23 protein-coding genes are annotated in these 24,968 nt (G+C 49.9%); 18 read left to right on the top strand and 5 right to left on the bottom strand.

Annotated elements, in window-relative coordinates; translation table 11 throughout:
* Positions 1-58: 58 nt before the first annotated feature.
* The 8 genes from CRP01_RS05875 to CRP01_RS05840 all read left to right on the top strand — a co-directional run bounded on the left by CRP01_RS05875 (position 59) and on the right by CRP01_RS05840 (position 8,868).
* Positions 59-499 carry a hypothetical protein gene (locus tag CRP01_RS05875; protein ID WP_099149077.1) on the top strand — a complete coding sequence of 147 codons (441 nt, stop codon included), beginning with the start codon at positions 59-61 and terminating at the stop codon, positions 497-499.
* A 14-nt stretch (positions 500-513) separates the two neighbouring features.
* A complete protein-coding gene (locus tag CRP01_RS05870; protein WP_099149076.1) occupies positions 514-1,728 on the top strand; it encodes a potassium/proton antiporter in 1,215 nt (404 codons plus the stop codon).
* A gap of 352 nt (positions 1,729-2,080) precedes the next feature.
* Entirely contained in the window at positions 2,081-2,887 is an 807-nt protein-coding gene (locus CRP01_RS05865) for a hypothetical protein (protein ID WP_143473283.1), read from the top strand.
* 248 nt (positions 2,888-3,135) lie between these two features.
* Complete coding sequence (argS, locus tag CRP01_RS05860) at positions 3,136-4,980, top strand: arginine--tRNA ligase (RefSeq protein ID WP_099149074.1); 1,845 nt, start codon at positions 3,136-3,138, stop codon at positions 4,978-4,980.
* 176 nt (positions 4,981-5,156) lie between these two features.
* On the top strand, positions 5,157-6,833 hold the full coding sequence (locus tag CRP01_RS05855) for a glutamine--tRNA ligase/YqeY domain fusion protein (RefSeq protein WP_099149073.1): 1,677 nt from the start codon (positions 5,157-5,159) through the stop codon (positions 6,831-6,833).
* A gap of 5 nt (positions 6,834-6,838) precedes the next feature.
* Positions 6,839-7,387, top strand: coding sequence for a bifunctional pyr operon transcriptional regulator/uracil phosphoribosyltransferase PyrR (gene pyrR / locus CRP01_RS05850; RefSeq protein WP_099149072.1), 549 nt, complete (start codon positions 6,839-6,841; stop codon positions 7,385-7,387).
* Between the two features lie 74 nt (positions 7,388-7,461).
* The gene (locus CRP01_RS05845; protein WP_099149168.1) at positions 7,462-8,385 is read left to right on the top strand and encodes an aspartate carbamoyltransferase catalytic subunit; all 924 of its coding nucleotides are present in this window, start codon (positions 7,462-7,464) and stop codon (positions 8,383-8,385) included.
* 87 nt (positions 8,386-8,472) lie between these two features.
* Complete coding sequence (locus tag CRP01_RS05840) at positions 8,473-8,868, top strand: hypothetical protein (RefSeq protein ID WP_099149071.1); 396 nt, start codon at positions 8,473-8,475, stop codon at positions 8,866-8,868.
* A gap of 54 nt (positions 8,869-8,922) precedes the next feature.
* Here CRP01_RS05840 and CRP01_RS42155 read toward each other — a convergent pair whose 3' ends face one another.
* Positions 8,923-10,191, bottom strand: a complete 1,269-nt coding sequence (locus tag CRP01_RS42155; protein ID WP_170110249.1) for a DJ-1/PfpI family protein — start codon at positions 10,189-10,191, stop codon at positions 8,923-8,925.
* Positions 10,192-10,370: 179 nt separating this feature from the next.
* Between CRP01_RS42155 and CRP01_RS05830 the strand changes: the two genes are divergently transcribed.
* The 4 genes from CRP01_RS05830 to CRP01_RS05815 all read left to right on the top strand — a co-directional run bounded on the left by CRP01_RS05830 (position 10,371) and on the right by CRP01_RS05815 (position 13,157).
* Positions 10,371-11,702 carry a helix-turn-helix domain-containing protein gene (locus CRP01_RS05830; RefSeq protein ID WP_170110248.1) on the top strand — a complete coding sequence of 444 codons (1,332 nt, stop codon included), beginning with the start codon at positions 10,371-10,373 and terminating at the stop codon, positions 11,700-11,702.
* A gap of 172 nt (positions 11,703-11,874) precedes the next feature.
* Positions 11,875-12,171: a rhodanese-like domain-containing protein gene (locus CRP01_RS05825; RefSeq protein ID WP_099149069.1), complete on the top strand. Its 297-nt coding sequence runs from the start codon at positions 11,875-11,877 to the stop codon at positions 12,169-12,171.
* 53 nt (positions 12,172-12,224) lie between these two features.
* Positions 12,225-12,542 (top strand): thioredoxin, encoded by a 318-nt coding sequence (gene trxA, locus CRP01_RS05820; protein WP_099149068.1) that lies wholly within the window; start codon positions 12,225-12,227, stop codon positions 12,540-12,542.
* 9 nt (positions 12,543-12,551) lie between these two features.
* Positions 12,552-13,157, top strand: coding sequence for a carbonic anhydrase (locus CRP01_RS05815; protein ID WP_099149067.1), 606 nt, complete (start codon positions 12,552-12,554; stop codon positions 13,155-13,157).
* Between the two features lie 212 nt (positions 13,158-13,369).
* Here CRP01_RS05815 and CRP01_RS05810 read toward each other — a convergent pair whose 3' ends face one another.
* Positions 13,370-13,729 (bottom strand): hypothetical protein, encoded by a 360-nt coding sequence (locus tag CRP01_RS05810; RefSeq protein WP_099149066.1) that lies wholly within the window; start codon positions 13,727-13,729, stop codon positions 13,370-13,372.
* Positions 13,730-14,931: 1,202 nt separating this feature from the next.
* On the opposite strand from CRP01_RS05810, the gene CRP01_RS42150 reads away from it, so the two are divergent.
* The 4 genes from CRP01_RS42150 (at position 14,932) to CRP01_RS05795 (ending at position 18,591) form a co-directional block, all read left to right on the top strand.
* On the top strand, positions 14,932-15,096 hold the full coding sequence (locus CRP01_RS42150; RefSeq protein ID WP_170110247.1) for a hypothetical protein: 165 nt from the start codon (positions 14,932-14,934) through the stop codon (positions 15,094-15,096).
* A gap of 366 nt (positions 15,097-15,462) precedes the next feature.
* Entirely contained in the window at positions 15,463-16,185 is a 723-nt protein-coding gene (locus tag CRP01_RS05805) for a hypothetical protein (protein WP_099149065.1), read from the top strand.
* A 95-nt stretch (positions 16,186-16,280) separates the two neighbouring features.
* Complete coding sequence (locus tag CRP01_RS05800; RefSeq protein WP_099149064.1) at positions 16,281-16,895, top strand: response regulator transcription factor; 615 nt, start codon at positions 16,281-16,283, stop codon at positions 16,893-16,895.
* A 238-nt stretch (positions 16,896-17,133) separates the two neighbouring features.
* Positions 17,134-18,591: a hypothetical protein gene (locus tag CRP01_RS05795; RefSeq protein ID WP_099149063.1), complete on the top strand. Its 1,458-nt coding sequence runs from the start codon at positions 17,134-17,136 to the stop codon at positions 18,589-18,591.
* A gap of 7 nt (positions 18,592-18,598) precedes the next feature.
* Here CRP01_RS05795 and CRP01_RS05790 read toward each other — a convergent pair whose 3' ends face one another.
* On the bottom strand, positions 18,599-19,447 hold the full coding sequence (locus tag CRP01_RS05790) for a C40 family peptidase (protein ID WP_099149062.1): 849 nt from the start codon (positions 19,445-19,447) through the stop codon (positions 18,599-18,601).
* 124 nt (positions 19,448-19,571) lie between these two features.
* On the opposite strand from CRP01_RS05790, the gene CRP01_RS05785 reads away from it, so the two are divergent.
* The gene (locus CRP01_RS05785; protein ID WP_099149061.1) at positions 19,572-20,627 is read left to right on the top strand and encodes a PorP/SprF family type IX secretion system membrane protein; all 1,056 of its coding nucleotides are present in this window, start codon (positions 19,572-19,574) and stop codon (positions 20,625-20,627) included.
* Between the two features lie 118 nt (positions 20,628-20,745).
* Positions 20,746-22,215, top strand: a complete 1,470-nt coding sequence (locus CRP01_RS05780; RefSeq protein WP_099149060.1) for a tyrosinase family protein — start codon at positions 20,746-20,748, stop codon at positions 22,213-22,215.
* 443 nt (positions 22,216-22,658) lie between these two features.
* Here CRP01_RS05780 and CRP01_RS05775 read toward each other — a convergent pair whose 3' ends face one another.
* Together CRP01_RS05775 and CRP01_RS05770 are read right to left on the bottom strand one after the other, a co-directional pair.
* Positions 22,659-23,417: a hypothetical protein gene (locus tag CRP01_RS05775; protein ID WP_099149059.1), complete on the bottom strand. Its 759-nt coding sequence runs from the start codon at positions 23,415-23,417 to the stop codon at positions 22,659-22,661.
* A gap of 25 nt (positions 23,418-23,442) precedes the next feature.
* Positions 23,443-24,849: an alpha/beta hydrolase-fold protein gene (locus tag CRP01_RS05770; RefSeq protein ID WP_099149058.1), complete on the bottom strand. Its 1,407-nt coding sequence runs from the start codon at positions 24,847-24,849 to the stop codon at positions 23,443-23,445.
* Positions 24,850-24,968 lie beyond the last annotated feature (119 nt).

The raw sequence follows: 24,968 nt of genomic DNA, 5'->3' as shown, positions 1-24,968 counted from the left end.
AACGCAAGCGTACATTACTGCGTTTATGGGATAGGCTGATTTGTAGAACCCAATGACCATGATTAAATATTTACTAGTATTTTGCTGTTGTATTTGCGCTCATTTTTCGGTAATTGCCCAGGATTCCATTCTGGGAAACTGGAAGGGAGTGATCACCCAGGATGATGGCGGGTATCGATCGGAATACGAATTCGAACTCTACCTGAAAAAAGAGGATAAGCTGATCACCGGCCGGTCCTACGTGTACGTGGATGAGATCTATGCGGAAATGGCCCTTTCCGGATTTACCCTGAACGATCAGATCTTTCATTTTACCGAATCAAAAGTGGTCCGCTCCCGGAAATTACCCCAATTGGAATGGTGCCTCAAGGGCGCTGCCCTCGAGCTGAAACGCACCGGTAGCGGTTGGGAACTGCGCGGCCGCTGGCAGGGTGTCTCCAATGGCGGCAATTGCATACCGGGAGAGATCATCCTGAAAAAAGTAGTTCCCCGGGTTTAATTTACCTGCCTGATATGAATATCAATCTCATTTTTCTACTCGCTGGCCTGCTGCTGTTCGTGGGGGTACTGGTCAATAAGCCATCAACGCGTTACGGTATCCCCGGCCTCTTGCTTTATCTGTCCATCGGGCTATTTGTAGGAAATGGGGGAGATTACGATTTCATCTTCAATTATCCGGCTCAGGCCTCGGTCTACAGTACGGTTGCTATCAGTCTCATCATATTTATTGGCGGGCTGGAAACCGACTTCCAGCGGATAAAACCCATCCTGCGGGAAGGGTTTGCCCTGTCGACGGTGGGGGTACTGATCACGTCTATGCTGATCGCCCTGTTGGGTACCTATCTGCTCGGACTCAGCTGGTGGGAAGGGCTTTTGCTCGGATCGGTCCTTTCGGCTACCGACGCGGCGGCTGTTTTCTCTATTCTGGAATCCAAAAAACTCCGGCTCCGGGAACGCATCTCGGAAACCCTGGAATTTGAATCCGGTACGAATGATCCGGTTGCTTATTTCCTGACCATCAGTATTACCAGCATTCTGTTGGGCGAACCGGTGAGCGGCGGTTGGCTGGGCTTCGAATTTTTGCTGGGCGTCCTTCTGGCGCTTTTGGTGGGCTACGGCATCGGCCGGTTTACGGTCTGGATCATTAACCGTTTGCGACTGGATATTCCCGGTTTGTATCCCTTGCTGATCCTGGCGGTGATCCTCTTCCTGATCGGCCTGATGCCGATCATCAAGGGCAACCTGCTGCTGACCATGTACGTTACGGGCCTGACGATCGGAAACCGGGTATTCACCAATCGCCAGTATACTTTTGATTTTTACCGGAGTATTTCCTGGCTCATGGAGATCAGTCTCTTCATCATTCTGGGGCTACAGGTATTCCCGGATCAGCTCGTACCCCACCTTGGCGATGCCCTGATCATTACGGTTTTTCTGATCCTGCTGGCCCGGCCGGTCAGCGTATTTCTCATTTATCTTTTCTTTCGGTCTTCGCTGGAAAAACGCGTGTTCATTTCCTGGGTTGGGCTGCGCGGGGCCACACCGATCGTTTTTGGACTTATCCCGCTAGCGGCCGGGTTGGAAAGTGCTTCCTTTATTTTCAACAGTGCCTTTGTGATCGTGATCCTCTCCGTGATCATTCAGGGAGGTTCCATCGGCTGGCTGGCGAAAAAGCTGGGGATCGAAGAACCACCAGTAACCGATGAGGAGGTCTTGTCCACACCCTGACCGATGTTTATTGCTGGCCAGCTATCCACGCTGAACCGTTTTTTCCCATAAATAGACTGAAAACCATTCCGAATGCAACAAGCAGCGGGGGAAGTTGTGTTTAAGCGTTAAGAGACTGGTTTAAAACCCCTCACTGGGCTACAAAACGCGGCTTTTGCCACCACTCTGTATCTATTTTTAACTCCGTAGCATAGGCTATGCAGTGAAAAATAGCCTTCGATTGACGGCAAAATCCGGGTTTTTCACCGGCAGCAGAGGTTTAAAACAGTCTCTAAGAGATTTTGGGCAATGCCGGGATCTCAACCCACTATTATAAACCAGAGATGCCAATACTGCATCCCTAAACCCGATTATGATGAAAATTACAATGTTTATGGCCCTCTTGGGCTTGTCTTGCTTGTATGCCTGTACCACTACCCAGAGTTTTCCATCCGCGGCCAATAAGCCGGAAGGCCCGCCGTTGCCGGAGGCGATCGAACAGCAAAAAGCAGCCTGGCGCAGCAGTCTGAACGACGGAGACGCCGAAGCATTAGCTGCCTATTACTGGGAATCAGCCGGTCTCCTGTGGGGGCGCAACTTTTTCCAGGATGCGGATAAAGTGGCAACCCAGTGGGACAACTGGCAACCCGGTCTGGGTAAACTGGTGGAACAACGCACCCAGGCGGTGGTTCGGCACGATGACAGTCACTACTTTGAGATGGGATACTACAAGTTTTCCGAGAAGGACCCGACCATTTACGCTTACGTCATAGCCTGGAAACTAACGGAAGGCAAATGGCTCCGCGAACTGGAAGTAGCGCAACCGCTATTTGAGCAGCAGGAAGTTCAGATCCGGGAGATCGACCGGGCGCGGGAGCTTTGGATGGAACGTTCCAATGCCCACGATCACGAAAGATTGGTGAGCCGCTCCTACGCCGCTGATGGCTTTTATGTCAATCAGGGACAGCATTACCGGGGAACGGAGGCCATCAGTGAGAGATACAGTTATATGTCGCAACCCAACTGGCAGATCCAGTTGACCGCCAAGTCCGTCATGAAAGTGCAAAAGGAACTCGTCTTTGAGCTGGGAGAATACAACAGCGGCGGTATCGGTCACTACGTGATCATTTGGGAAAAGCAGGGCGATCAGTGGAAAGTTCTGCTGGATTTTAATTTTTAGTCCGGGTACTCGTACAAAATTGATAGCCAAAGGGGAGATATGCCATTGTCTGCCCTTTTCGTTTGAGAAAGCCCCGGAGGAAAAGTGTGTTCCGCGGATGGCGTTTGCGGAATTCCCCAAAAGCGGCAAATGTTTGGGACATCGCTGGTCTTTTCCCACGAAAACCCTACCTTTGGCGAACTAATTTTACGGCAATAGTGTAGATATTGTTATTGTAAAACTTTAAATCCAGACAAAGGACTCGTTGTATGAATATTGTTGAGGTCATTCAGGACCAGGTAATCAAAGGAGTAAAAACGCTTTATGGCGCCGACGTAGCGCCGGAACAGGCAGTAGTGAGTCCTACACGTAAGGAATTTGAGGGCAATTACACGGTAGTGGTCTTCCCGTTCACCCGCGCAGCGAAGAAAAAACCGGAAATGATCGGAGAGGAACTCGGCGCGTATCTGGTACAGGAAGTACCCGAGCTGGAGTCCTTCAACGTCATCAAAGGTTTTCTGAACCTGGTGGTAGCGGACACTTACTGGGCACAGCTGGTGGACGATATTTACGAGCAGACCAATTACGGTTTGCAGCCCCGGAACGGCCGGAAGGTTATGGTGGAATTCTCTTCCCCGAATACCAATAAACCGCTGCACCTCGGGCACATCCGGAACATCCTGCTGGGATGGTCCGCCTACAAGATCCTCGATGCGGTGGGATATGATGTGGTGCGGGTACAGATCGTCAACGACCGGGGTATCGCCATCTGCAAAAGCATGCTGGCCTGGCAACGGTTTGCCGACGGAGCCACTCCCGGATCCACGGACACCAAATCCGATCATTTCGTAGGGGATTACTACGTGCGGTTCGAAAAGGAATTCCGCGCCGAATACGAAGCCTGGCAGGAAACGGCGGCGGCCGAAAAAGTATACGAGGCCGAAAAGAAGGAAGAGCTGTCCAAAGCCGCTTTCTTTAAAGCTTATAAGGATAAATATTTCAACCAGTACAGCGAACTGGGCGGTGCGGCCAAAGAAATGCTCCGGAAATGGGAGGCCAACGATCCTGCAACCCGGACCCTCTGGGAGCGTATGAACCAGTGGGTATACGATGGTTTTAACGAGACCTACGAAAAACTGGGTGTCACCTTTGACCGGCTGTATTACGAGTCGCAGACCTATCTGCTGGGTAAGCAGTTGGTCGATAAAGGCATGGATTCCGGTACCTTCTACAAGAAGGAGGACGGTTCGGTCTGGGCCGATCTGGAAGACGCCAAACTGGACCACAAAACGATCCTGCGGAGTGACGGTACTTCGCTCTACGTTACCCAGGATCTGGGTACTGCCCACCAGCGGTACGAGGATTTCGGCGTAGAAAAAATGATCTACGTAGTGGCCGATGAGCAGAACTACCACTTCCAGGTACTGTTTGAGATCCTCAAACGGCTGGAAGAGCCCTATGCCGACGGACTCTATCACCTGTCCTACGGTATGGTCGACCTGCCCAGTGGGCGGATGAAATCCCGGGAAGGTACGGTAGTAGATGCGGATGATCTGGTGGCAGAAGTGATCGAGGAAGCCCGGCTTAATTCCGCCGAGCGGGATACTACGGCCGATCTGAGTGAAGACCAGCGGCAGGACATTATCCGGAAGATCGCTCTGGCGGCGCTGAAATTCTTCATCATCAAGGTGCATCCGAAAAAACGGATGGTATTCGATCCGAAAGAATCCGTTGATCTGCGGGGGCAAACCGGACCCTACATCCAGAATGCCTACGTGCGTATCCAGTCGGTGATCCGGAATGCCGGGCAGTTTGATCTGGTTGCGGCCTCGTCCTACACCGGGCTGAACGATGAAGAGCGGGAGCTGACCCAGTTGTTGTTCGGATTTCCGCAACTGATCCAGACCGCTGCGAATGAAATGGACCCTTCCCATATTGCCGCTTTTTGCTACGATATGGCCAAGGCCTACCATAAGTTCTACCACGAGCACTCCATCCTGAGTGCCGAATCGGAAGCGGCGCGGGCTTTCCGGCTCAAGTTGAGCATGGCGGTCAGCAATACGCTGCGTACGGGAATGGACCTGCTGGGTATCGAGATGCCGGAGCGGATGTGATCGTTTCAGCGGTCAGTGGTCAAAAATACAGGACCTGGTAGATTTGAAAAATTTGCCAGGTCTCAACCGAATAAACATTACGAATTTAAGTATAAAGGAACGTTTGGGGAAGAATCACGTTTGGTATAGCTAGGCATTATTAACGCATACCATTCCCCACTCCTTAAAACAAGCATATGAGTACAGAAAGAGAATCCCTTAATTTTATCGAGGAGATCATCGAGGAAGATATTAAGAACGGTAAACACGGAGGCCTGGTGTATACGCGGTTCCCACCGGAACCCAATGGCTATCTGCATATTGGCCACGCCAAGGCGATCGTGTTGAACTTCGAGATTGCCCAGAAATACGGTGGCAAGACCAACCTTCGTCTCGATGATACCAACCCAACTACCGAGGACACCCATTTCGTTGAAAATATCAAGCAGGATATTCAATGGCTGGGATTCCAATGGGAGAACGGTGAACTGTACGCCTCGGACTATTTCGGGAAACTCTACGAGTACGCCGTAGATCTGGTAAAAAAAGGACTGGCCTACGTGGATGATTCCACTCCGGAAGAGATTGCTGAAATGAAGGGCGATATTTCCGTGCCGGGTACGGAAAGCCCGTACCGCAACCGCAGTATTGAGGAAAACCTCGAACTGCTGGAAGGTATGAAAAACGGGGATTATCCCGACGGCAGCCGCGTACTGCGGGCGAAGATCGACATGGCTTCACCGAATATGCACATGCGCGATCCCATCCTGTACCGGATCAAACACGAAGACCATCACCGCACCGGCGGGGAGTGGTGTATTTATCCGATGTACGACTTTGCCCACGGGCAGAGTGATTCCATCGAAGGCATTACCCATTCGCTGTGTTCACTGGAATTCCGCCACCACCGGCCGTTGTACGACTGGTTCATCGAGAAACTGGAGATCTTTCCTTCGCGTCAGATCGAGTTTGCGCGCATGAACGTGGAATACATGATCACCAGTAAGCGCAAGCTGAAACGACTGGTAGAGGAAGGTTTCGTAACCGGCTGGGATGATCCGCGGATGCCGACCATTGCGGGCATGCGTCGCCGGGGCTATCCGGCTGCGGCCATTCGGGAGTTTTGTCGCCGGGCGGGTATTGCCAAGCGCGAGAACCTGATCGAGATCGGTCTGCTGGAATACTGCGTACGGCAGGAACTGAATAAAACCGCAGACCGCGTGATGGCGGTGCTGGATCCGGTCAAGGTAGTGATCACCAACTACCCGGAAGGACAGGTAGAGGAAATGGAAGTAGAGAACAATCCGGAAGACGAGAGCGCCGGCAACCGCATGGTACCCTTCTCCCGGGAGATCTATATCGAGCGCGATGATTTCATGGAAAACCCGCCGCCGCCGAAGAAGTTCTACCGTTTGGGACCGGACCGGATGGTGCGCCTGAAGGGAGCCTATATCATCGAATGCAACGATGTGGTGAAAGATGAGAGCGGCAAGATCACCGAACTGCACTGTACCTACTTTCCGGAAAGCCGGAGCGGAAGCGATACTTCGGGCCTGAAAGTAAAAGGTACCATCCACTGGGTTTCGGCCGAACACGCCAAAGAGGTGGAAGTAAGAATGTACGACCGCCTGTTCACCGATCCTACGCCGACGTCCCACGAGGATAAGGATTTCCTGGAGTTCTTCAATGAAGATTCTCTGAAGAAAATTACCGCGAAGGTAGAACCGGCTTTGCCCCACGCGGAGCCCGGAACAACCTATCAGTTTTTGCGAAAAGGTTATTTTTGTCTGGACCCGGATTCAACGGAGGACCACCTGGTTTTCAATTCCACGGTTAACCTGCGGGATACCTGGTCCAAGATGAAAAAAAATTAATTCAGATGGACGCAAGCAGGACCATTCTCGCGGCGGAGCCATTCGCCCTGACCATCGAGCGCCTTTGTCACCAGTTGATCGAGGCGCACGATGAGTTTGATAATACCTGTTTTGTCGGTATCCAGGAGGGCGGTGTGGCACTGGGTGATCGCCTGGTAACGCGTCTGTCGGAAATACTGGGGGGGAAGAAACTCCTGTACGGGAAAATGGACATCACCTTTTACCGGGATGATTTCCGCACTCGCGACAAACCGCTGCGGGCCAACCGTACGGAAATGAACTTCATCGTCGACGGAAAAAACGTTATCCTGCTCGATGATGTGCTGTATACCGGCCGGACGGTGCAGGCTGCCCTGACGGCCCTCAATCACTACGGCCGACCGGAACAGGTAGAACTGGTGGCCCTGGTGGACCGCCGCTTCAACCGGCATCTGCCCATTCAGTCGGATTATATCGGCGTCACGGTAGATTCGCTGGATGATGCTTACGTGCGGGTAGAATGGGCCGAAGTGGACGGAGAAGACCGGATACTGATACTGGCGGATAAAGAATAAGATTAATTCTTTATTGCCCGCCAGTGAGAATTTTGAGTAGTTTCTAACATGACAGCAATAAATTAATGGCTACCATCCAGCAATTGAGTACCAAGCATCTCCTGGGGATCAAGTACCTGACTCCGGAAGATATCCAATTGATCTTTACCACTGCCGACGACTTCAAGGAAGTGATCAACCGGCCGGTGAAAAAAGTCCCTTCCCTGCGGGATATCACGGTGGCCAATCTTTTCTTCGAGAATTCTACCCGGACCCGTATTTCCTTTGAACTGGCCGAAAAACGGCTTTCCGCCGATGTGGTCAATTTTTCGGCTTCCAGTTCTTCGGTGAAAAAAGGGGAGACTTTGCTGGATACCGTCAATAACATCCTGTCCATGAAAGTGGATATGGTGGTGATGCGACACCCGGCCCCCGGTGCTCATCATTTTCTTTCCCAGCACATCGATGCCAATATCATCAATGCCGGTGACGGTACCCACGAACACCCTACCCAGGCTTTGCTCGATGCATTCTCTATGCGGGAAAAGCTGGGTGATCTGGCCGGAAAGAAGATCGCTATTTTCGGAGATATTCTGCATTCCCGGGTAGCGCTGAGCAATATTTTCTGCCTGCAGAAACTCGGTGCGGAGGTGATGGTCTGCGGACCGCCCACCCTGATCCCCAAACACATTCAATCCTTAGGGGTGATCGTAGAGCACAATGTTCGCGAGGCCCTGAAATGGTGCGATGTGGCTAATATCCTGCGGATCCAGCTGGAGCGACAGGATCTGAAATACTTTCCTTCACTCCGGGAGTATTCCCAATATTTCGGGATCAACCGCAAATTACTCGATGAACTGGACAAACAGATCGTGATCATGCACCCGGGCCCGATCAATCGCGGGGTGGAGATCACCAGCGATGTGGCGGATTCCGAACATTCCATCATTTTACAACAGGTGGAAAACGGTGTAGCGGTACGGATGGCCGTATTGTACCTTTTGGCCGCCGGCCGTTAACGTGACTTCGACTTCCAGTCGGAGAGCCATCTACAACAGATAGAAAACAACCTAAGATCGGGACCTTCAAAACGAAAAGTCACCGAAATGATCCAGTTATTTTTCTTTTGCCCTACCTGTCAGAAGGTCAACCTGGTTCCTTACCGGGAAACCGACCGTTCAATGCTGGAACGGAAGATCGGGCCGGAATATTCGGGTGTTTGTCCTCACTGCCAGCGAAAACAAACCGTTTCCGTCAACCGGATCCGGGCCAAGGTCCATCCACTGACCGGTCTGGCCTTCATCATCGCCCTCAGCCTATCTTTCGTACTGGTTAAGATCGTAGGTCGCCTCTACTGGCAGGATGACGTTAGCCGAACCCTGGATGTACTGGAGATCCAGGCGGTTGCGTTCAGTATTCCCATCCTGCTTTGTCTGGGACTGGTATATACCTTGCGGCGCTCGGTCAGTATATTCAATCGTTATTTTATCCGGAAACCCTGATCATCCGGAAGAGCGGCCTAAAAAAGCCGTACTTCCGAATGATCAACCAGTCTGTTATTCTTCAATCTGTTTCCGGGGTCTTTGCAGTTCTATTTTTTCCAGCATCTCCCGCCCGTTTCCGTTATCGGGATTGAGTTCCAGTGATCGTTTGTAGTGCTTCACCGCCAGATCCCACTGTTCGGCCTTCATATAAGCTTCTCCTAGACTATCATAGGTATTGAAGGATTGCGGATAGGCCAGGACGTTGAGCTTAAATAATTCGATGGCCTTTTCGAGCTGTCCTTCGGCCATCAGGTGGTAGCCATAGCCGTTGGTCCACCGCTCGGAGAAGAAGGACCAGTTGGGATACTGTTTTTTGGTTTCCTGAATGGTCTCCGCCACGTCCGCATACGCTCCCTGGTCAAATTTTTCCAAAAGCACTTTCCGGGAGGGAGGCGCTTCCTGTCCGGCGGCGAGCATCGCTTCCCGGATCGTTTCGCAGTCCTCGTACGGCAGGGACATATTTTCCAGCGCAAAACCGAAGATCTCCAAGGCTTTATCGAGCTGTTGGGCGTTGGCGTACTCCCGGCCGAGATCCATCAGTTCGCCGGAAAACAACAATGCGTCCGGACCGGCTTTTTTCAGGCCTGCTTTCAGTCCTTTTTCCCGGATCGCCTGAATGGCGGGGGAGGGGAGAACGAGTCCTTTTTCCGGTTCCCAGCCGGTGTATTCCATATTCTCGGCTACAGAGACAGCGGTTTCCATCCCCTTCAGTTTGGCCACCAGATGCAGGGCACCATCAATACCGGCCGAAATACCGGCCGTAGTGATCACCCGGCCGTTGTCCACAAAGCGTACATCATCGCGGACTTCAGCTTTCGGGAATTTTTCCCGCAGGGAAGGGATGGCACTGTGAAAGGTAGTAGCCGTCTGGCCGTCCAGGAGCCCCATTTCTCCGAGGAAAAATGCGCCGGTGCAGACGGAGAACTGCAGATCGGTCTGGGGGAAGACTTTGGCCATCCAGGCCTGTACTGCTGCTCTCTGGGCAACCCGCGAAGCGCCTCCACCTCCGAAGAAAGCCACGATATCCGGAACGGGGCAGTCATTCAGATCGTAATCCGGGAGTATGGTCAGTTCGCCCATGGCTTTGATGGGGGCTTTGGTCTCGGATACGGTATACACATTGAAGCCGGCGGCGATAAAAACTTCCATGGGGCCGGCGAAATCCAGGATCTCAACCCGGTCGTGTAGGAACAGGGCAATATCCTTGATCTCCGGCGTTTGCTGGGCCGGTAGTAAGCAGGGCAGCAGTAGTGCCCACAAAGCGATTTTAAATGATCTCATATTTGTTAAAATTACAGTCAGGTGATTAAAAGGTTATCGATAGTAATGATCATTCAAAGCTGCGCTTAATTGCCGGAAGGGCCCGAAATACGGGCTACGGAAAAGTACAGATGCTTCCAGATGGACCTTTTTCAGTAATTTTATTGGCAAATCAAAGCCTAATCGCTGTACTTCGCATCATGAATCACCCGGGAATCATTTTTACGCTGTTCTGGCTGCTGGTCCTGAGCATCAGTCCGTCCGTTATCCGCTGGAAAAATCAGCAGACGCAATCGACGGCTTCCACCTACGTTTGCCCGCCCTGTGCGTGTAGTGGGCACGGTGAAGTGTTCGACCATCCGGGGCAATGCTCCTACTGTGATATGCCGCTCATTGCCGACGACTATCCGAAAGTCCCGGTGATCGAATGGAGCCTGCGCAGCGAAGGGTTTTTTATCCTCTACTACCACAAACTGTTCTATCCGGCCTATTTTCTGGCGATCTTTCTGTGCCTCTTTACCGGATGGCGCTACCGGCAGGATCCGCAGGTATTGCTTTTCATGACTTTTTTTCTGGTCTATATTCTGTACGCTTTCAAGAGCCAGTTGGCCGGTACGGGGCATTCCATGCGATTTCCTCCCCGCTGGTTTTTCTTTCCCGGCACCTTTTTACTGGCGGCCGGTCCGGCGCTCTGGCTGTACGGCCGGCAGTACGGGGAGCGCAAAGGTTCCTTTGGCCGGCGGGAGGCATTGCATTTCCTGCCGGCGGCCCTGGTGATATTGGTCAATCTTGTGCTGTTCATCGGGGAACCTTCCTGGAGATACAGTGCCCTCTATAATGGTTTTGATCACTATCCGGCCTGGTCTGAGCAGCTGGTGTTTTTATTTTCCGGCACTTATTACGGCTGGAACACGGGGATACTGGTGCCGCGAAAAACGGAAGGGCCCGGTCCGCAGCGCAAGTGGTTGTACGGTTTGCTGGGCGCCCATTTCATCTTCATCGTACTGTGGGCGATCCTGTTGCTGGCCAATTTCTTTTTGTACAACGGGATGTCAACCAGTCTGGAATACCACTGGATCTGGCTGTATACCGCTATCTTTTCGCTCGCCGGTACCTTTATGATCATCTCCCACAAGGAGATTCTTTTTCCGCCGGCAGTTACCAAAGAGCTGCGGCTGGACCAATCCGAAATGGATGTACTCAAAGATCGTCTACACCGGTTAATGGAAGAGGAAAAGCCCTACCTCAATCCTGATCTCAATCTGCAGGGACTGGCCGATCTGCTGGGGATGAAAGAAAAAGATCTTTCCGAATTACTGAATACCGGACTGGAGACCAGCTTTTATGCCTATATCAATACCTACCGCCTGGAAGAGGTCCGAAACCTGCTCCTGGACCCGGAAAAGCAACACCTGACCAATTTGGCTATTGCCGAGGAGGCGGGCTTCTCTTCCCGCTCTACCTTTTTCAGCCTGTTTAAAAAGCGGTTCGGTATGACCCCGGGTGCTTTTAAAAAATCCCACTCCCAGTAAGTGCCTCGTCCGGTTTTCCACCCGCTTCTGGTAATAAATCCCGCTCTGTGATCCAAATTACAGACTGCGAGCTAGATCCGCTATACTTTTGTACTGTCAATATAATTAAACTGTACGGCAGTCATCCGGTCGAAATGGAAAACAGGATCTCTGCCGATAAACTTAAAAACCAATGGATTTACAAAGTATAGTAAAACAACCCAATACGACTTTGATCGACGTTAGAGAGCCTTTTGAATTCGCTACCCACCACGTGCAGGGAGCGGTCAATATCCCATTACAGACGATCCCCAAAAAAATGGACGAACTGCGGGAACTGAAAGGGCCGATCGTACTGTACTGCCGTAGTGGCAACCGGAGCGGAATGGCGACCAAGTTTCTCCAGTCCCACGGTTTCCAGGAAGTGTACAATGGCGGTAGCGTGACGGCGGTAGAATATTTCCTGTTGCCGGATGCTTCGAATGTTTAGCCATTTCCACATTCGGACCGAATTAGATCATTATCACCTAAAGAGAATAACAAATGGAAAAGAAAGTATCATTCAGCGACCTGATCAATGGGGAAAAACCGGTGCTGGTAGATTTCTCCGCCGAATGGTGTGGGCCCTGTAAGGCCATGAGTCCCATTCTGAAGCAGGTGGCTTCGGAGATTGGCGAAGGGGCCTCGATCGTAAAGATCGACGTGGATAAAAATCCGGCCATTGCCGGCAAAATGGGGATCCGGGGCGTACCTACCTTCATTTTGTTCCAGGAAGGAGAAGCCAAGTGGCGTAAATCGGGTATGCAGTCCGCCAATGCCCTGTCTTACGTGATCAAACAAGCCATTGACCATCAATTGTAATCTGAAAGCATGGAAAAAGTGATCGCCCAGTTCCTGCAGCACAATCGGGAATGGGCCGCAGAAAAGCAACATAAACATCCACGCTATTTCGATAAGCTGACGGCGGGCCAGAAGCCCGCCGCCTTATTATTGGGCTGTTCGGATAGCCGCGTATCTCCCGCCGTGGTGCTGGGAGGTGATCTGGGAGAGATCTTCGTACACCGGAATATCGCGAATTTAGTCGCCCATTCCGATCTTAATTTTTTGTCCGTTCTCCAATATGCCGTCGAAGTATTGAAGGTGGATGACATTATCGTTTACGGCCACTACGGTTGTGGGGGGATTCAGGCCGCTCTGGAAGACCAGGCGATCGGACTGATCGACAACTGGCTGGCCAACATTAAGGATGTGATCCACCGCCACCGGGCCGAGTTGGACGCGATCACCGATGAGCACGACCGCCTGAACCGCCTGGTGGAACTGAACGTCCTCGCCCAGGTCGAAAATCTCAAATTGAGTTCCGTGTACCGGAAGGCCGTTAAAGCCGGCCGTAAGATCCGTCTGCATCCCTGGGTATACGATTTTTCCACCGGTCTGGTGACGGATCTGAGTGAGGCGGGTGTGGCGCACGTTTAGGGAGATATTATCTAGCCAGGTATTTGAAAACAAAAAGGCAAACGTAGATCTACGCTTGCCTTAACGAATGCAATTTTTTGAATGGGAGGACAGATAGGCTAACTATTCGAGGGAATAGGTGTTACCCATGAATTCTGATCTTTGGTCCCATTTTAAAGGCTGGTTCCAGTCTTCGGATATTGCACTCTATGGTTGAACCAGAGCGGTTCAACTTAGCATTTCCCGAAGGATTGACTAATTACTGTGACGCCGGCAACTTTGACTTCAACTTTTACTCCGGTGGGAATTCCCCAGGTCGTACAGATAGTCAGACAAGCCTGGGCTGCGGTACCATTCGGAACGGTGAGCGGGATAGAAATGCAGTGAGATCCCAGGCCTAAGGGCAATTCAATACAGATCTTATGATCTTCGACCTTGACGGAAATACATTCTGCGAGGGCGGCAAGATGTCCGCCTTTTTTAATGTCGAATCCATTTTTCGTTGCATCGAGTTCGGTTCCTTCGTGGGTACTTTTTGCCGCATTGATGGCCGCTTCTACCGCGTCCTGACTGAAAGAATAGTAATTTGCCATTGCAAATATAGTTTAAGAAAGTTAAGAAAATAGCAGCAGGGATAACCTGACCATTTGCTTGATCATGCGCTAAAATCACCCACTGTACTTGCAAAGCTTTGGATCGATCACAGTGAGGTAATTAGAAGCCGATGATAAACTGATTAAGGTTGTAAGCTGCTCATTATTAATTAATTATTTAATGCAAATTTAGGGCAGGAAAGGTCGCCAGGTAAGCGTGGAAATACGGCTTGATTAAAACATGTAGAATTACCCGTTGGTCTGATTTTAAAGCAAGAACATGCAGATGCTTGGAGGATATCATATAAAAAATGCGGCCTCAAAAGCTAACTTTTGAGGCCGCATTCCATTACTCGGGAGGAGACTTAATAGTAATGAAGATCAGTCACTAAAATATCCTGGTTGACCGGCTAACGCTCCAGAACAGTCATCACCTGTTTTCGTCGATTGCGGCTCACCGGAATTGCCTGGTCTTCTACGTAAACATAATGTTGATTCCAATCGCTAAGCTGATCGATATTGACTGCAAAACTGCGAAAACCGGTTGTCCAAAATTTCATCAATCAGATCCTTGGGACTATTCCGTCCTAGCTCGCAACGTCCGTCTATACTGACCGATGCGGTTTGGGGAAATCCCCAAACGCTTCGGTGAGCCTACTCTTTTATGGATTTTCGGCATGCTCCGTTTCTGAAGTTTAGTTTTACTCCAAGGTGGAAAAGTGAGGACAGAGGGACCGGTCATTACCGATATTACCCCTGGATTCCTCACGCTATACTGCTTCGTGGTTTGGCTTTTGTAGAGGGAGGTAACCGCAAACGAGGTAGAAAAAAGCAGAGGGTATGCAACTACCCTCTACTCAATTATTGAAATTGTCTAAAATTTTCTGATGCCGGTGAAAAACCTGGATTTTGCCGCCAATTGAAGGCTATTTTTCACTGCATAGCAGAGCTACGGAGTTAAAAATAGGCGCAGAGTGGTGGCAAAAGCCGCGTTTTGGAGCCCAGTAAGGAAACTTTAGACAACTTTATTAACAGTCCCTATACATTTTCTCTTCCTGCCAATTATGACTAATTGCTGCATTTATCATCGTTAGTGACCATTTCGTTATCCCGTTCCCCTCCGTCCTAAATTATCCCCAATAATCAAGTGGGCAGCGAATTTTTTGTTTGAAATGTTCTGAATGGTAACGAATATATTCTCAATGGTAATTTGTTTACGCCCGATCGACTATTTTTCCCAGTACCGCCATCACCTGCTTCCGCCGACCGCGGCTTACCGGGACCGCCTGATCCTTGATGTAAACGTATTGTTTATCCCACTTGCTGAGTTATTCTATATTCACGGCAAAGCTGCGATGGGTTTGTAAAAAATTACTGTTTATTAATCGTAAACTCCACTTACAGGTGATTTGCTACTCGAAATATGATTCAATTGAATTGTATTATAAAACGATTTTGGTATTTAGAATGTAACATCTCCGCACATTACTGCTTAAAATTTTGTGGTAGACTATAAGTGATAAAAAACTGAAAGTCAGTAAATTAATTTCGAGTTTGGAAGTAAATTGAACTTTTTTTTGTGGTAATACTCTAAAATTGTCTTTTCTAGATTATTTGGGTTCTTTTACTTTACATTCTATTGCTCTACGGATAGGTTCCACTATTTATTTAAGCAAATTTGCAAGTACTACGACAATTATCAATAAGAATATCTTTTAACTAAATTCAAAAAAATGCTTAGAAAAGTCCTTTTGCTGACTGGATTTCCCATTTTACTAATAGTAGCTTGTACAACTGAAATTAATGAAATGGCCTTTGAGGAAAATTCCTTAGTAAAGGATCAGGTACTTCGCGAAACTCAATTTTGGCGAGAAAACAGTCATCGTTATAGTATAGGTAATCGTATTGACGCTTTTGAATTAACAGTAGAAGAAGTATCGATTTTACTGAAAAAGAAAGCCACAAGCATTCAATTCGAATTAGCTTTAGATCAAAATCGCCCAAAGGCATATATCTATCCGGTATATGACAATGACGGAGAAATATCGGAAAAAGAATTTGCAGCTTTAGTTGTTGCCCATCCTTCTACCGTTAGTGCACCAGAAAATCGAAAAAACAAAAAAAACTCAATTCTACCTAAAAACGCACTTTCCCCTTCGGACGCACTTCAATGGATACATAGATGGAGAAAACTAGGGCAAAATTGGCTGCAAAACAATCTTCTTTTTAGTTTTTCAATTCCGGTGGTCTCATTAGATGGTGCTTGGAGAGAGTCATCAGAAAAAGTGGTTTTTTATCTTGGTTTGGAAGAACTAGAAAGTAATAATTGGACTCCTAAAATTGTAATTAGGGGAATTGGAGGTATTGAAAAAGATGGAGGGGATAATTATTATGATTTCACGAGACCATGCCCAACCCTTTGTGATACCAGTCAGCAAAAAATAATTTTAAATTGATACTTAACCTAGACATACTTGTTTTTTATAATTGAGTATCCAATTGTAGCTATTTATTGCTGGCTATTAATGTATTGATCTGTACATATCAAAAAATGCCGCGCTTAAACGGCATCGAAGTGGCTAGGGTACTGCGTGATCAATATCCGGAGTTGAGGGTCATCGTTTTATCCACCTATTTCAGCCGGGCTTTCATTATCAATATGATAGAGCTGGGTGCCGGTGCCTACCTGCCGAAAAACGCCGTACCCGAAGACGTCGTCCGGACGATTCGGGAAGTAAAAGGGAAAGGATTCAGTTACGACCACCACGTGATGGAGGTGATCCGGGATAATATGATCCAAAAAACCAAGCCTAAAGCCCATCTGGAACCCGGCCTGGACATCACCACCCGGGAACAGGAAATAGTCCAACTGATCTGCGAAGAATACACTTCACCCGAAATTGCAAAAAAGCTTAACATTAGTCCCCGTACGGTCGAAGGGCACCGCAATAATTTATTGCAAAAGCAGGGTTGCCGTAATGTAGCCGGCCTGGTGGTATTTGCCCTACAGAACCAATTGGTGAAGGTAAGCCCGGATGCTTTTTGGTTCGAAAAGATTCTATTGAGCGAGAATCGTTTCATTATTACAGCCAACAAAGGAGGCGCTAGCATTATTCCGTGTACGGGGGAAATGACTATATTGTTGAATGGCTATACTGCTGAATAGTGCTAAATTTCGGCAGATTTATAGTAACTATATTTCGCAAAAATGACTATGCCGAATTTTGACCTGACCTCGGAGAACTTGTCCCGGCGAAGCGAAATTGAAGGTAGGTAGGTCAAAAATTAATAGTATTTAGCAATATAACAATTGAGCAATCGAGCTCGAATTACCCGAATTTAGCTCCTAGTTCCAATGTTTTTTGGTTAACCGTTACCTTTAATCTTTTAAACAGAGCGATCCCATGTCCCGGCTATTTGCCAGCAAATTCGTTCGGCTAATCAAAACCTTCCCTCCGGAAGAGATCCGGGCCTTTGAGCAATGGCTGCATTCGCCGTGGTGCAACTCCAATAAAAATCTGATCCGGCTATTCCAACAGTTCAAAAAGTATTACCCCGATTTTTTGCCTGACCGTAAACTGACCAAAGCGCAACTGTTTCGGCAGATCCTGCCGGAAGGAAAATTCAGCGATCGCCGGCTCAACAACTTACTGTCGGAGGGCTACCGGGCCGCCGAGCGCTTCCTCGTGGCCCAAAGGTTTGATATGGACTCGGAAGCGGCCCAAAACCTGCTGGCCGACGAATTTCAGGAACGTGGCCTGGACGATTGGTTTACTAAAATTGCAAAACGTGAGATCACGGATCTGGAGGAACACCCAACAAAGGAATGGAAAGATCACCTGAGCCTGTACAACTGGTACCGACAGATCTATCACTCCTCCGATTCCCAGACGCGTATGCAGGCGGGGAATCCGACGATCCATGCGATGGAGGGAGAATTGGATTTGCTCTACGCCCTGGAAAAAGCGGCTATTCTCAACGAGAAGATGTCCCGGCAGCAGGTATTAAGAGATGAATCCTACGAGATAACATCAGCCATCAGTAACTGGGAAGCTCTGGTGCAGGGAATATGCCATCCGTCCATAGCTTTGTATCGGCTTCGGTTTACTTATTTAGGCAAGGACCTCTGGACGGTCTATCAGGAACTGCATCCGCAGGTAGTGCAACAACTGCCTCAATTGAACGCAAAAGAGCAAAAGATCCATTTGCTGTCTCTGCTCAATGACAGTATCCGACTGGTCAAATCCGGCCATCTAGATATCGTAGACCTGCTGCCGCTCTACCAATTGGGCTTAGCGACCGGTGTGTTACTGAATCGGGGAAAACTATCGCGATCCACCTACACCCAGATCGTGATGATCAGCAATACCAAAGGGGACTTTGCGTATACGGAGCGATTTATCGATGATTATTCGGGAAAACTGAGTGAAAAAGGAAGGGAGGACAGTCAGCACTGGGCGCGCGCGCATACGGCCTACTGGCGAAAAGATCTGGAGGAGTGCCTGACTATTTTGCAAGGCTATACGTTTAAAATCCTTTATTTCCAATTGATCACCCGGTCGCTGCAGGCGCAGGTGCTTTTTGATCTGTACCTGATGGATGATTCCTACCAGTTCTTACTTTTCAATTTTCTGGATACGTTTGAGAAATGGCTGCAGCGCGAAAAGATGTTGTCCCAGACGAACAAGATCTCCTTCCTCCGCTTTGTGCAAAAGTGCCGAACCCTGGCAACTGCTTACGGAGCTGTAGATTTCCAGCGGGAAATAGTAGCGCAACTATTAAGCGATCAGGAATACATCCAGGCCCTCAACTGGTTGAAAAAAAAGCAGCAGGAAGTACTGACGATCAGATCCGAAAAATAGATTTACCTTAGAATAACTCCATCTGTTGTTCGATAGACTCCATCCTTAGATTAGCGGCCGGAGTGGAAGAAGAGATTAACGGCAGCACGCGCTTGACAATGCGCAGCCGGTGCGTATAGCGTTTCAGATCCTGATTGTAGATCCCGTAGTGATCCACCCGGTCCATGCGGGCCTTACCGTAAACGTGGAGGATCTGATTCTCGGGAAAAAGAATGCCGGTATGGGAAATACGACCCGCCTGATTTTCAAAAAATGCCAGGTCTCCGGCCTGGGCCTGTTCTACGAAATCCACGGATTCTCCCTGCAGGACCTGTTGGAAGGCTTCCCGCGGCAGTTGTTTACCCGCCAGCCGGTAAACCACCTGTACCAGACCGGCACTATCCAGTCCGAAGGGTGATCTGCCTCCCCACAGCAAAGGTGCGTGCAGGTAACGGCGGGCTATCTTCAGGATCAATTGCGGTTGAGCGGTAATGTCTTCCGGAAATACGGCCTGTCCGGTAAAGGAGTAGGAGTGGGAGCCAATATTAAAGCGCATGCCGTCAAAATTGGGCAGACGCGCGCCCAGGCTCAACGGGATAAAGGCATCATCTTTTTGTGCAGGATGAACCAGGTCCAGAACAAAGGCATATTGCTTTTGGTAGGATTCAAATTCGCTGGGAGTGATCTCTTCCAGCTGCTGAGTAGCGACCCAGCCCACAAAATTGTCCTCCTGGCATCGGACCCGGGTCCACTGCCGGCCTTTCTGTTCCAGAACTTCCACCATTTCACCGAAAAGGAGCTGAGAGATCATCTCGCTTTTGTGGGAGGCACTGTTGCGAATGGCGACTGTACTCAAAGGACAAATTCCGAATTGCATCTATCCAGCCGTTTTGATGGTCCAATATAATAATAATCCTAAACAGTCCGTTGATTGGAGTAAAGTTATTCATTCGCTTTTTACTCAACTTACACTACCTTTGCACTTCTTTGAAGTAACGCCCATGAGATATACGATTACCTGCATTTGTGCGCTTTTGTTGTCTGCTTTTGCCTTACAGGCTCAGGATCAGCATTTTACACAGTTCTATGCTTCTCCCATGACCCTCAATCCGGCCCTCACGGGTAGTTTTGAAGGGACCTACCGCTTTTCGCTGATCTACCGGGATCAGTGGAAGGGTATTCTGGATAATCCTTTTGTCACTTATTCCGCTGCGGCCGACTTTCGTTTCAATATGAAAAAACGGGGCAACCGCTATAAGGATGCCGTGGGTGGCGGCGTATTGTTTTACAACGATAAGGTAAGTGTGACGGGTTTCTCCAACAACCAGATCATTATCTCCGGCGCGTTCCACAAGAGTTTGAGTAAAAGCAATGATCAGTTCCTGAGTCTGGGATTACAGGCCGGGATCAGTCAGCGCAACATCAATTACGCCGGAGTTGACTTTCAGGATCAGTTCAACGGTTCCAATGGCTATTCCAATCCTACCGGAGAGGTACTGCCCGAGAATAATTTTGCCTACGGTGACTACAGCGTCGGCCTGAACTATACCTACGCTCCGGCACGCAGTGTCGGCTTTTATGCCGGTGTGGCCATGCACCATATCATGGAACCTTCCGTGAGTTTCTTTTACGATGAAGAGGACCCGGACCGGGTCGATGACAATAAACTGTTCCGTAAATATGCGGCCCACCTGAACGTGGTTATTCCGCTGGGTGAAAATGTACAGTTCTCTCCGCGAGCTTTGTATTACAGTCAGGGACCGCACATGGCCGCTAATGCCGGCGCCAATTTGCGCTTCCTCATCAATCAGTCCAACGGTACGGCCCTGCATTTGGGCTCCTGGGTGCGGGGAACGCAGGATGAGACCAATTCTCCGTTTATGGATGCGGTAATCCTCATGACCGGCATCGAGATCAATAACTTCCTGGTCGGCCTGAGTTACGACGCCAATCTCAAATCCCTGAACGCCGGCGGGCGCAACCAGGGAGCCTTCGAACTTTCCATTGCCTATCTGGGTGAATACGAAGATGATACCATTCTTTGCCCCAAATTTTAAATGTTGGACTTTTTTTATATGAAAAGTTCATCAGATTTTGAATTTTAACTATTATCAGTTGTTGTCGTTTTGTACATTTGGCATTGTATATAGTCTCATGTAATAGTTATGCTGAATTATGAAACGACCTAACTCTGGTAACAGGCTTGGCATCCTGTTATTATTGTTCTTCGCATTTTTCGAAATAAGTAGTGTAGAAGGCCAAAGTATTAGAAAACATTATACCCAGTTAACCGAATACGAAAGGTTAGCATTTATCGAAGCCCTGGATGTGCTTTATTCAATGGGTGTTGTGGATTATTATGCAGATGTTCACGCCGATCCGGACCAGGACGGGATCAACGGGAACAACTTCAACGGCCCGGACGCAGATTCCCCCATTCACCGGGTAGCACTTTTCCTTCCCTGGCACCGCCAGTTTACTGCTGAATTCGAAAAAGAGCTGCAAGCCATTAATCCCAAATTATCCATGCCCTACTGGGACTGGACCGGGGAATTTGATCCATCGGGCGTCAATAGCCGCAGTGCACTCAGTCCCATGTGGAACAGCGACCAATTAGCCGCACTGGGCTGGACCGGCAGTCTGATCGGGAAATACAATGCTACCGAGGGTCTCGGAAGGGGACTGGGTGGAGTATTACCTACCCTGAATCAGAAAAACAACCTCCTTACTTCATCTTCCTTTCTCAACTACGGCAATTTCCGCTTTGAACTGGAAACGAATCTACACGATCCGCCCCACGGTTGGGTAGGAGGGGAGATGCAGGATATGTTCTTCTCGCCCCACGATCCGGCTTTTTTCCTGCACCACGCCATGGTAGATTATCTGTGGCAATTGTGGACCGAAGGCGGGCATTCCGTTACCTTTAATGAGAACAAGATGCCTACCTTCGACGGTACGGTCGGCAATTTTGACTATGTAGATCCCGATGATATCCGGAACACGGTGACTCAGATGGGCATCTTCTACGCCAATCCCGATATGGAATATATGGAATTGCACGATTACACCGTCCAGAATGCACATCTCCCTTCGGAGAATTTCATTTATCCGGATACCATCGTTGTCGCTTCTACCTTCAATTTTGCCAATGATGCGGTGGCGGAGATCCACTCCTGTAATGGCGTGAAACTGATGCCCGGAGTGCATATACCCGCCGGTGCGACGGTCACCATCGGTACGGATGCCTTTTGTGCTCCGGAAGTGGTGGAAGCCCAATTGGCGAAAAACGAAGAGGAGACGCCCGCAAAAGCGCCCAACGCAGGCACTCTGCCCGACGCTTTTGAAACGGAAGAAGTGGCTCCGGCCGCAGTCCGGGAAAGCGTGACCCTCAAAGGGTTCCCGAACCCATTCCGCGAGTCTTTTACCTTCCAGTTTAATCTACCGGAAGAAGAAGCCGTCAGCCTGCAGCTCTTCGATGCTTTGGGTAAGGTAGTGGCTTCCCCTATGCCGCGCCAGAACCGCAGCAGCGGCCCCCACGAACTGCTGGTGGATGCGCATGGCCTGCCGGCCGGTATCTACTCGGCAGTACTGCTGCTGCACGATACTAACCAACGGTATGTATTGCGGGTGGTAAAATCGAATTAGATGCAACCAGATGAAGTTGGGAGAATGGATTATTTCCCAACTTCTTCTGGTTACCACCTTGTCCTTGATTCCCTTACCGTTCTTGTTTGAATGGTTTTCCGTTAACAAATATGGGATGGTGATAGGACGGTGCGCTGCACCTGTTGAATTTTGGACGTACGTTTGTTTCCTTCTATTTCCATCATCCACCATCCACCATCAACCGTCAACCACCGACCGTCCACCGTCCACCGTCGACCGTCCACCACCGACCGTTGACCATTCACCGTCACCGTTGACCATCTACATTCGGTTAACGACAGGTCTGGAGATAGGGCGGTGCGCTGCACCTTTTAAAAGATGGGTGTTCGTTTGATTCTTGATTTTTTTGCCGTCCACCATCAACCGTCAACCATCGACCGTCCACCGTCGACTATCGACCGTCAACCATCCACCGTCGACCATCAATAATAAATCCCATCCGGGCTCTGCCCCACGTAAAACGGCAGCGTTAGCCCCAGGCGAAATCCATACAGCAGATCCAATCTTTGGCTGAGATCCTGTTGCTGGGAGGCGAAGTCGTAATCCCGGCGACTCCGGGTAAAACCCTGGATCAGTTCTACACCCGCAAAAAAATTAGCCCGTTTGTCCAGACTAAGTACCTGGTAGCCGATGAACTGCCGGAGTGCCGGGCCGTTGCTCAGGCGGTCGTACCCCTTGCGGTAATCGCCGGTCAGTGCGGCTACGGTGCGAACGGGGTCATCCTGGATCCGGATCTGATGTTGCAGCAGACCGACACCGAGATCCAGCCGGATACCGGAGCGGTAATTTTTGGGCGACAGGCCGATTAGTTTCCCAATGCCCAGTCCCAGATAAAATCCCCTTTCCCGCAGCTGGATATCCGCTACCGCCCGATCGTTGGCGATGATGAACCCTTCAGCGGTCCGCAGGCCGGCCAGGACATCGTTCTTGACTTCCGAGCCAAACTGGAAACTACTTTGCAAACTCAGGATCCAGTTCTTTTGATCGGTGATGTAGGAGACTTCCACGCCCGGACTAAAATTCAGGCCGAACCGTTCCTGTAAGTCTGCTCCGGGAAGGTGCAGGCCGTAACTGAAGTTGAGCAACAGTGCCGAACCGGAATTCCGCGCTTCGTTGACCTGGGCACGAAGTCCGCCGGAAAAAAATATAAGGAAAATAATCGTCGTCAGGTATCGATACATAATGCGGTATTGCTAGACAATGAAATTACTTACTGATCACCATTTTCTGGGTATTCACGATCTGTTGACCGTCCCGGATGATGAATAGATAGGTGCCTGGTTTCAAAAAAGAGCTGTTAAAAGCCTCTCCCTGCAGAATAGTTGGCGGCAGTACGGGTTTACCATCTACGGAAAAGATCTGGATATTGGGCGCTGCCAGCAACTGGGTACCCGAAAGTCGGATTTCCCGGTTTGCGGGATTGGGGCTGAGGGTCACCCGCGGTATTTTTGCCTCATCCGTTGAACTGGGAGTTTCTTCGGCGAATAGCCACTGATAGGCCCGGGTAAACTCCCGCGCCCAGTACCACTCGCTATGTTCTCCGTCCTCCGTTATGTGGAGGGAGAACTCGTCCGGCTGAAATCCGGCGTTAAGCAAGTTGTTGTAGAGGGCGATCAGGTCGGGAGCCATGCTGGTGCTTTCCGGTTTGCTTCCCAGGAGGTAGAAACGAATATCGTACTGTTTTTCTTTTTCGCTGATGTGGGTATAGGCTTCCGGCGAAAACCAGAGGGAAGGCGAAAACACGCCCACCCGGCCGAATACATCCTGGTGTTCGATGGCGGTATAAAGCGAGATCAGTCCCCCGAGCGATGATCCCATGATGGCCGTCGTCTCCTGGTCGGGCCGGGTCCGGTACTGATTGTCGATATAGGGTTTGAGGGTTTCCACGATGAATTTGGCGTAAAGCGCACCGCGGCCGCCACCGTATTCCGGGTTGGGCCAGGGCGTATATTCTTCGATCCGGTGCTCACCGCCGTTATCGATGCCGACGACGATGACGCCCGGATCCCCATCGTTAAACAGCCGGTTGAGGTGTTCGTCAATTTCCCACTCACCGCTGAAACTGGTACTTCGATCGAAAAGATTCTGGCCGTCGTGCATATAGAGGACGGGATACCGCCGGGTGGAAATGGCATAATCGGGAGGAAGGTAGATCCAGATCCGGCGGTGGCGATCCAGTTGCGGCATATAGAATTCCTCACTGATCACGGAGACATTTACCGCAGCGGTACCGTTGTTGCCGCCCTGGTTCTGGCCTTCCCAACCCTCGATATTGATTTCGAGGGTATCCGGTCCGCCGGTATATTCGTAGGTGCGATTGGGGCGAAAAGTACCCTCGGCGGTACCTTCTGCCGTTTCCCAGCTGCCCCGGGTGAATTTGAAGGCCAGGGTGCCGGGGTCCGGCCGGAAATGAAGTTCGAGTATCCCTAACTCATTGCTTTCCAAACGGTAGTCGGGATGGCCGGCGTTCCAGTCATTGAAGTTGCCGGCCAGATAGACGGCCGCATCGTAAGGCGTATTGGGAGAAACGGAATTAACGAGTACGGTAAGCTGGGCGAGCAGCAAACAAGGTAAAAACTGCAACGCGGCGATCAGGTGGAGGGGACGACGCATGTTTTTCACACAAAGATATTTCACTTGGGGAAAACTCCATCCTCATTGTGATACTTTTGTGATATTCTCGTGAAACCTGTATTACACTTAGGCCTTAACTTTGCCTTATTACTTAGCAA

Origin of the sequence: Flavilitoribacter nigricans DSM 23189 = NBRC 102662, assembly GCF_002646595.1 — a bacterium.
Classification (GTDB): Bacteria; Bacteroidota; Bacteroidia; order Chitinophagales; family Saprospiraceae; genus Flavilitoribacter; species Flavilitoribacter nigricans.
The sequence above is the reverse complement of the archived record's forward strand: the minus strand, read 5'-3'. Positions and strand labels throughout refer to the sequence as shown.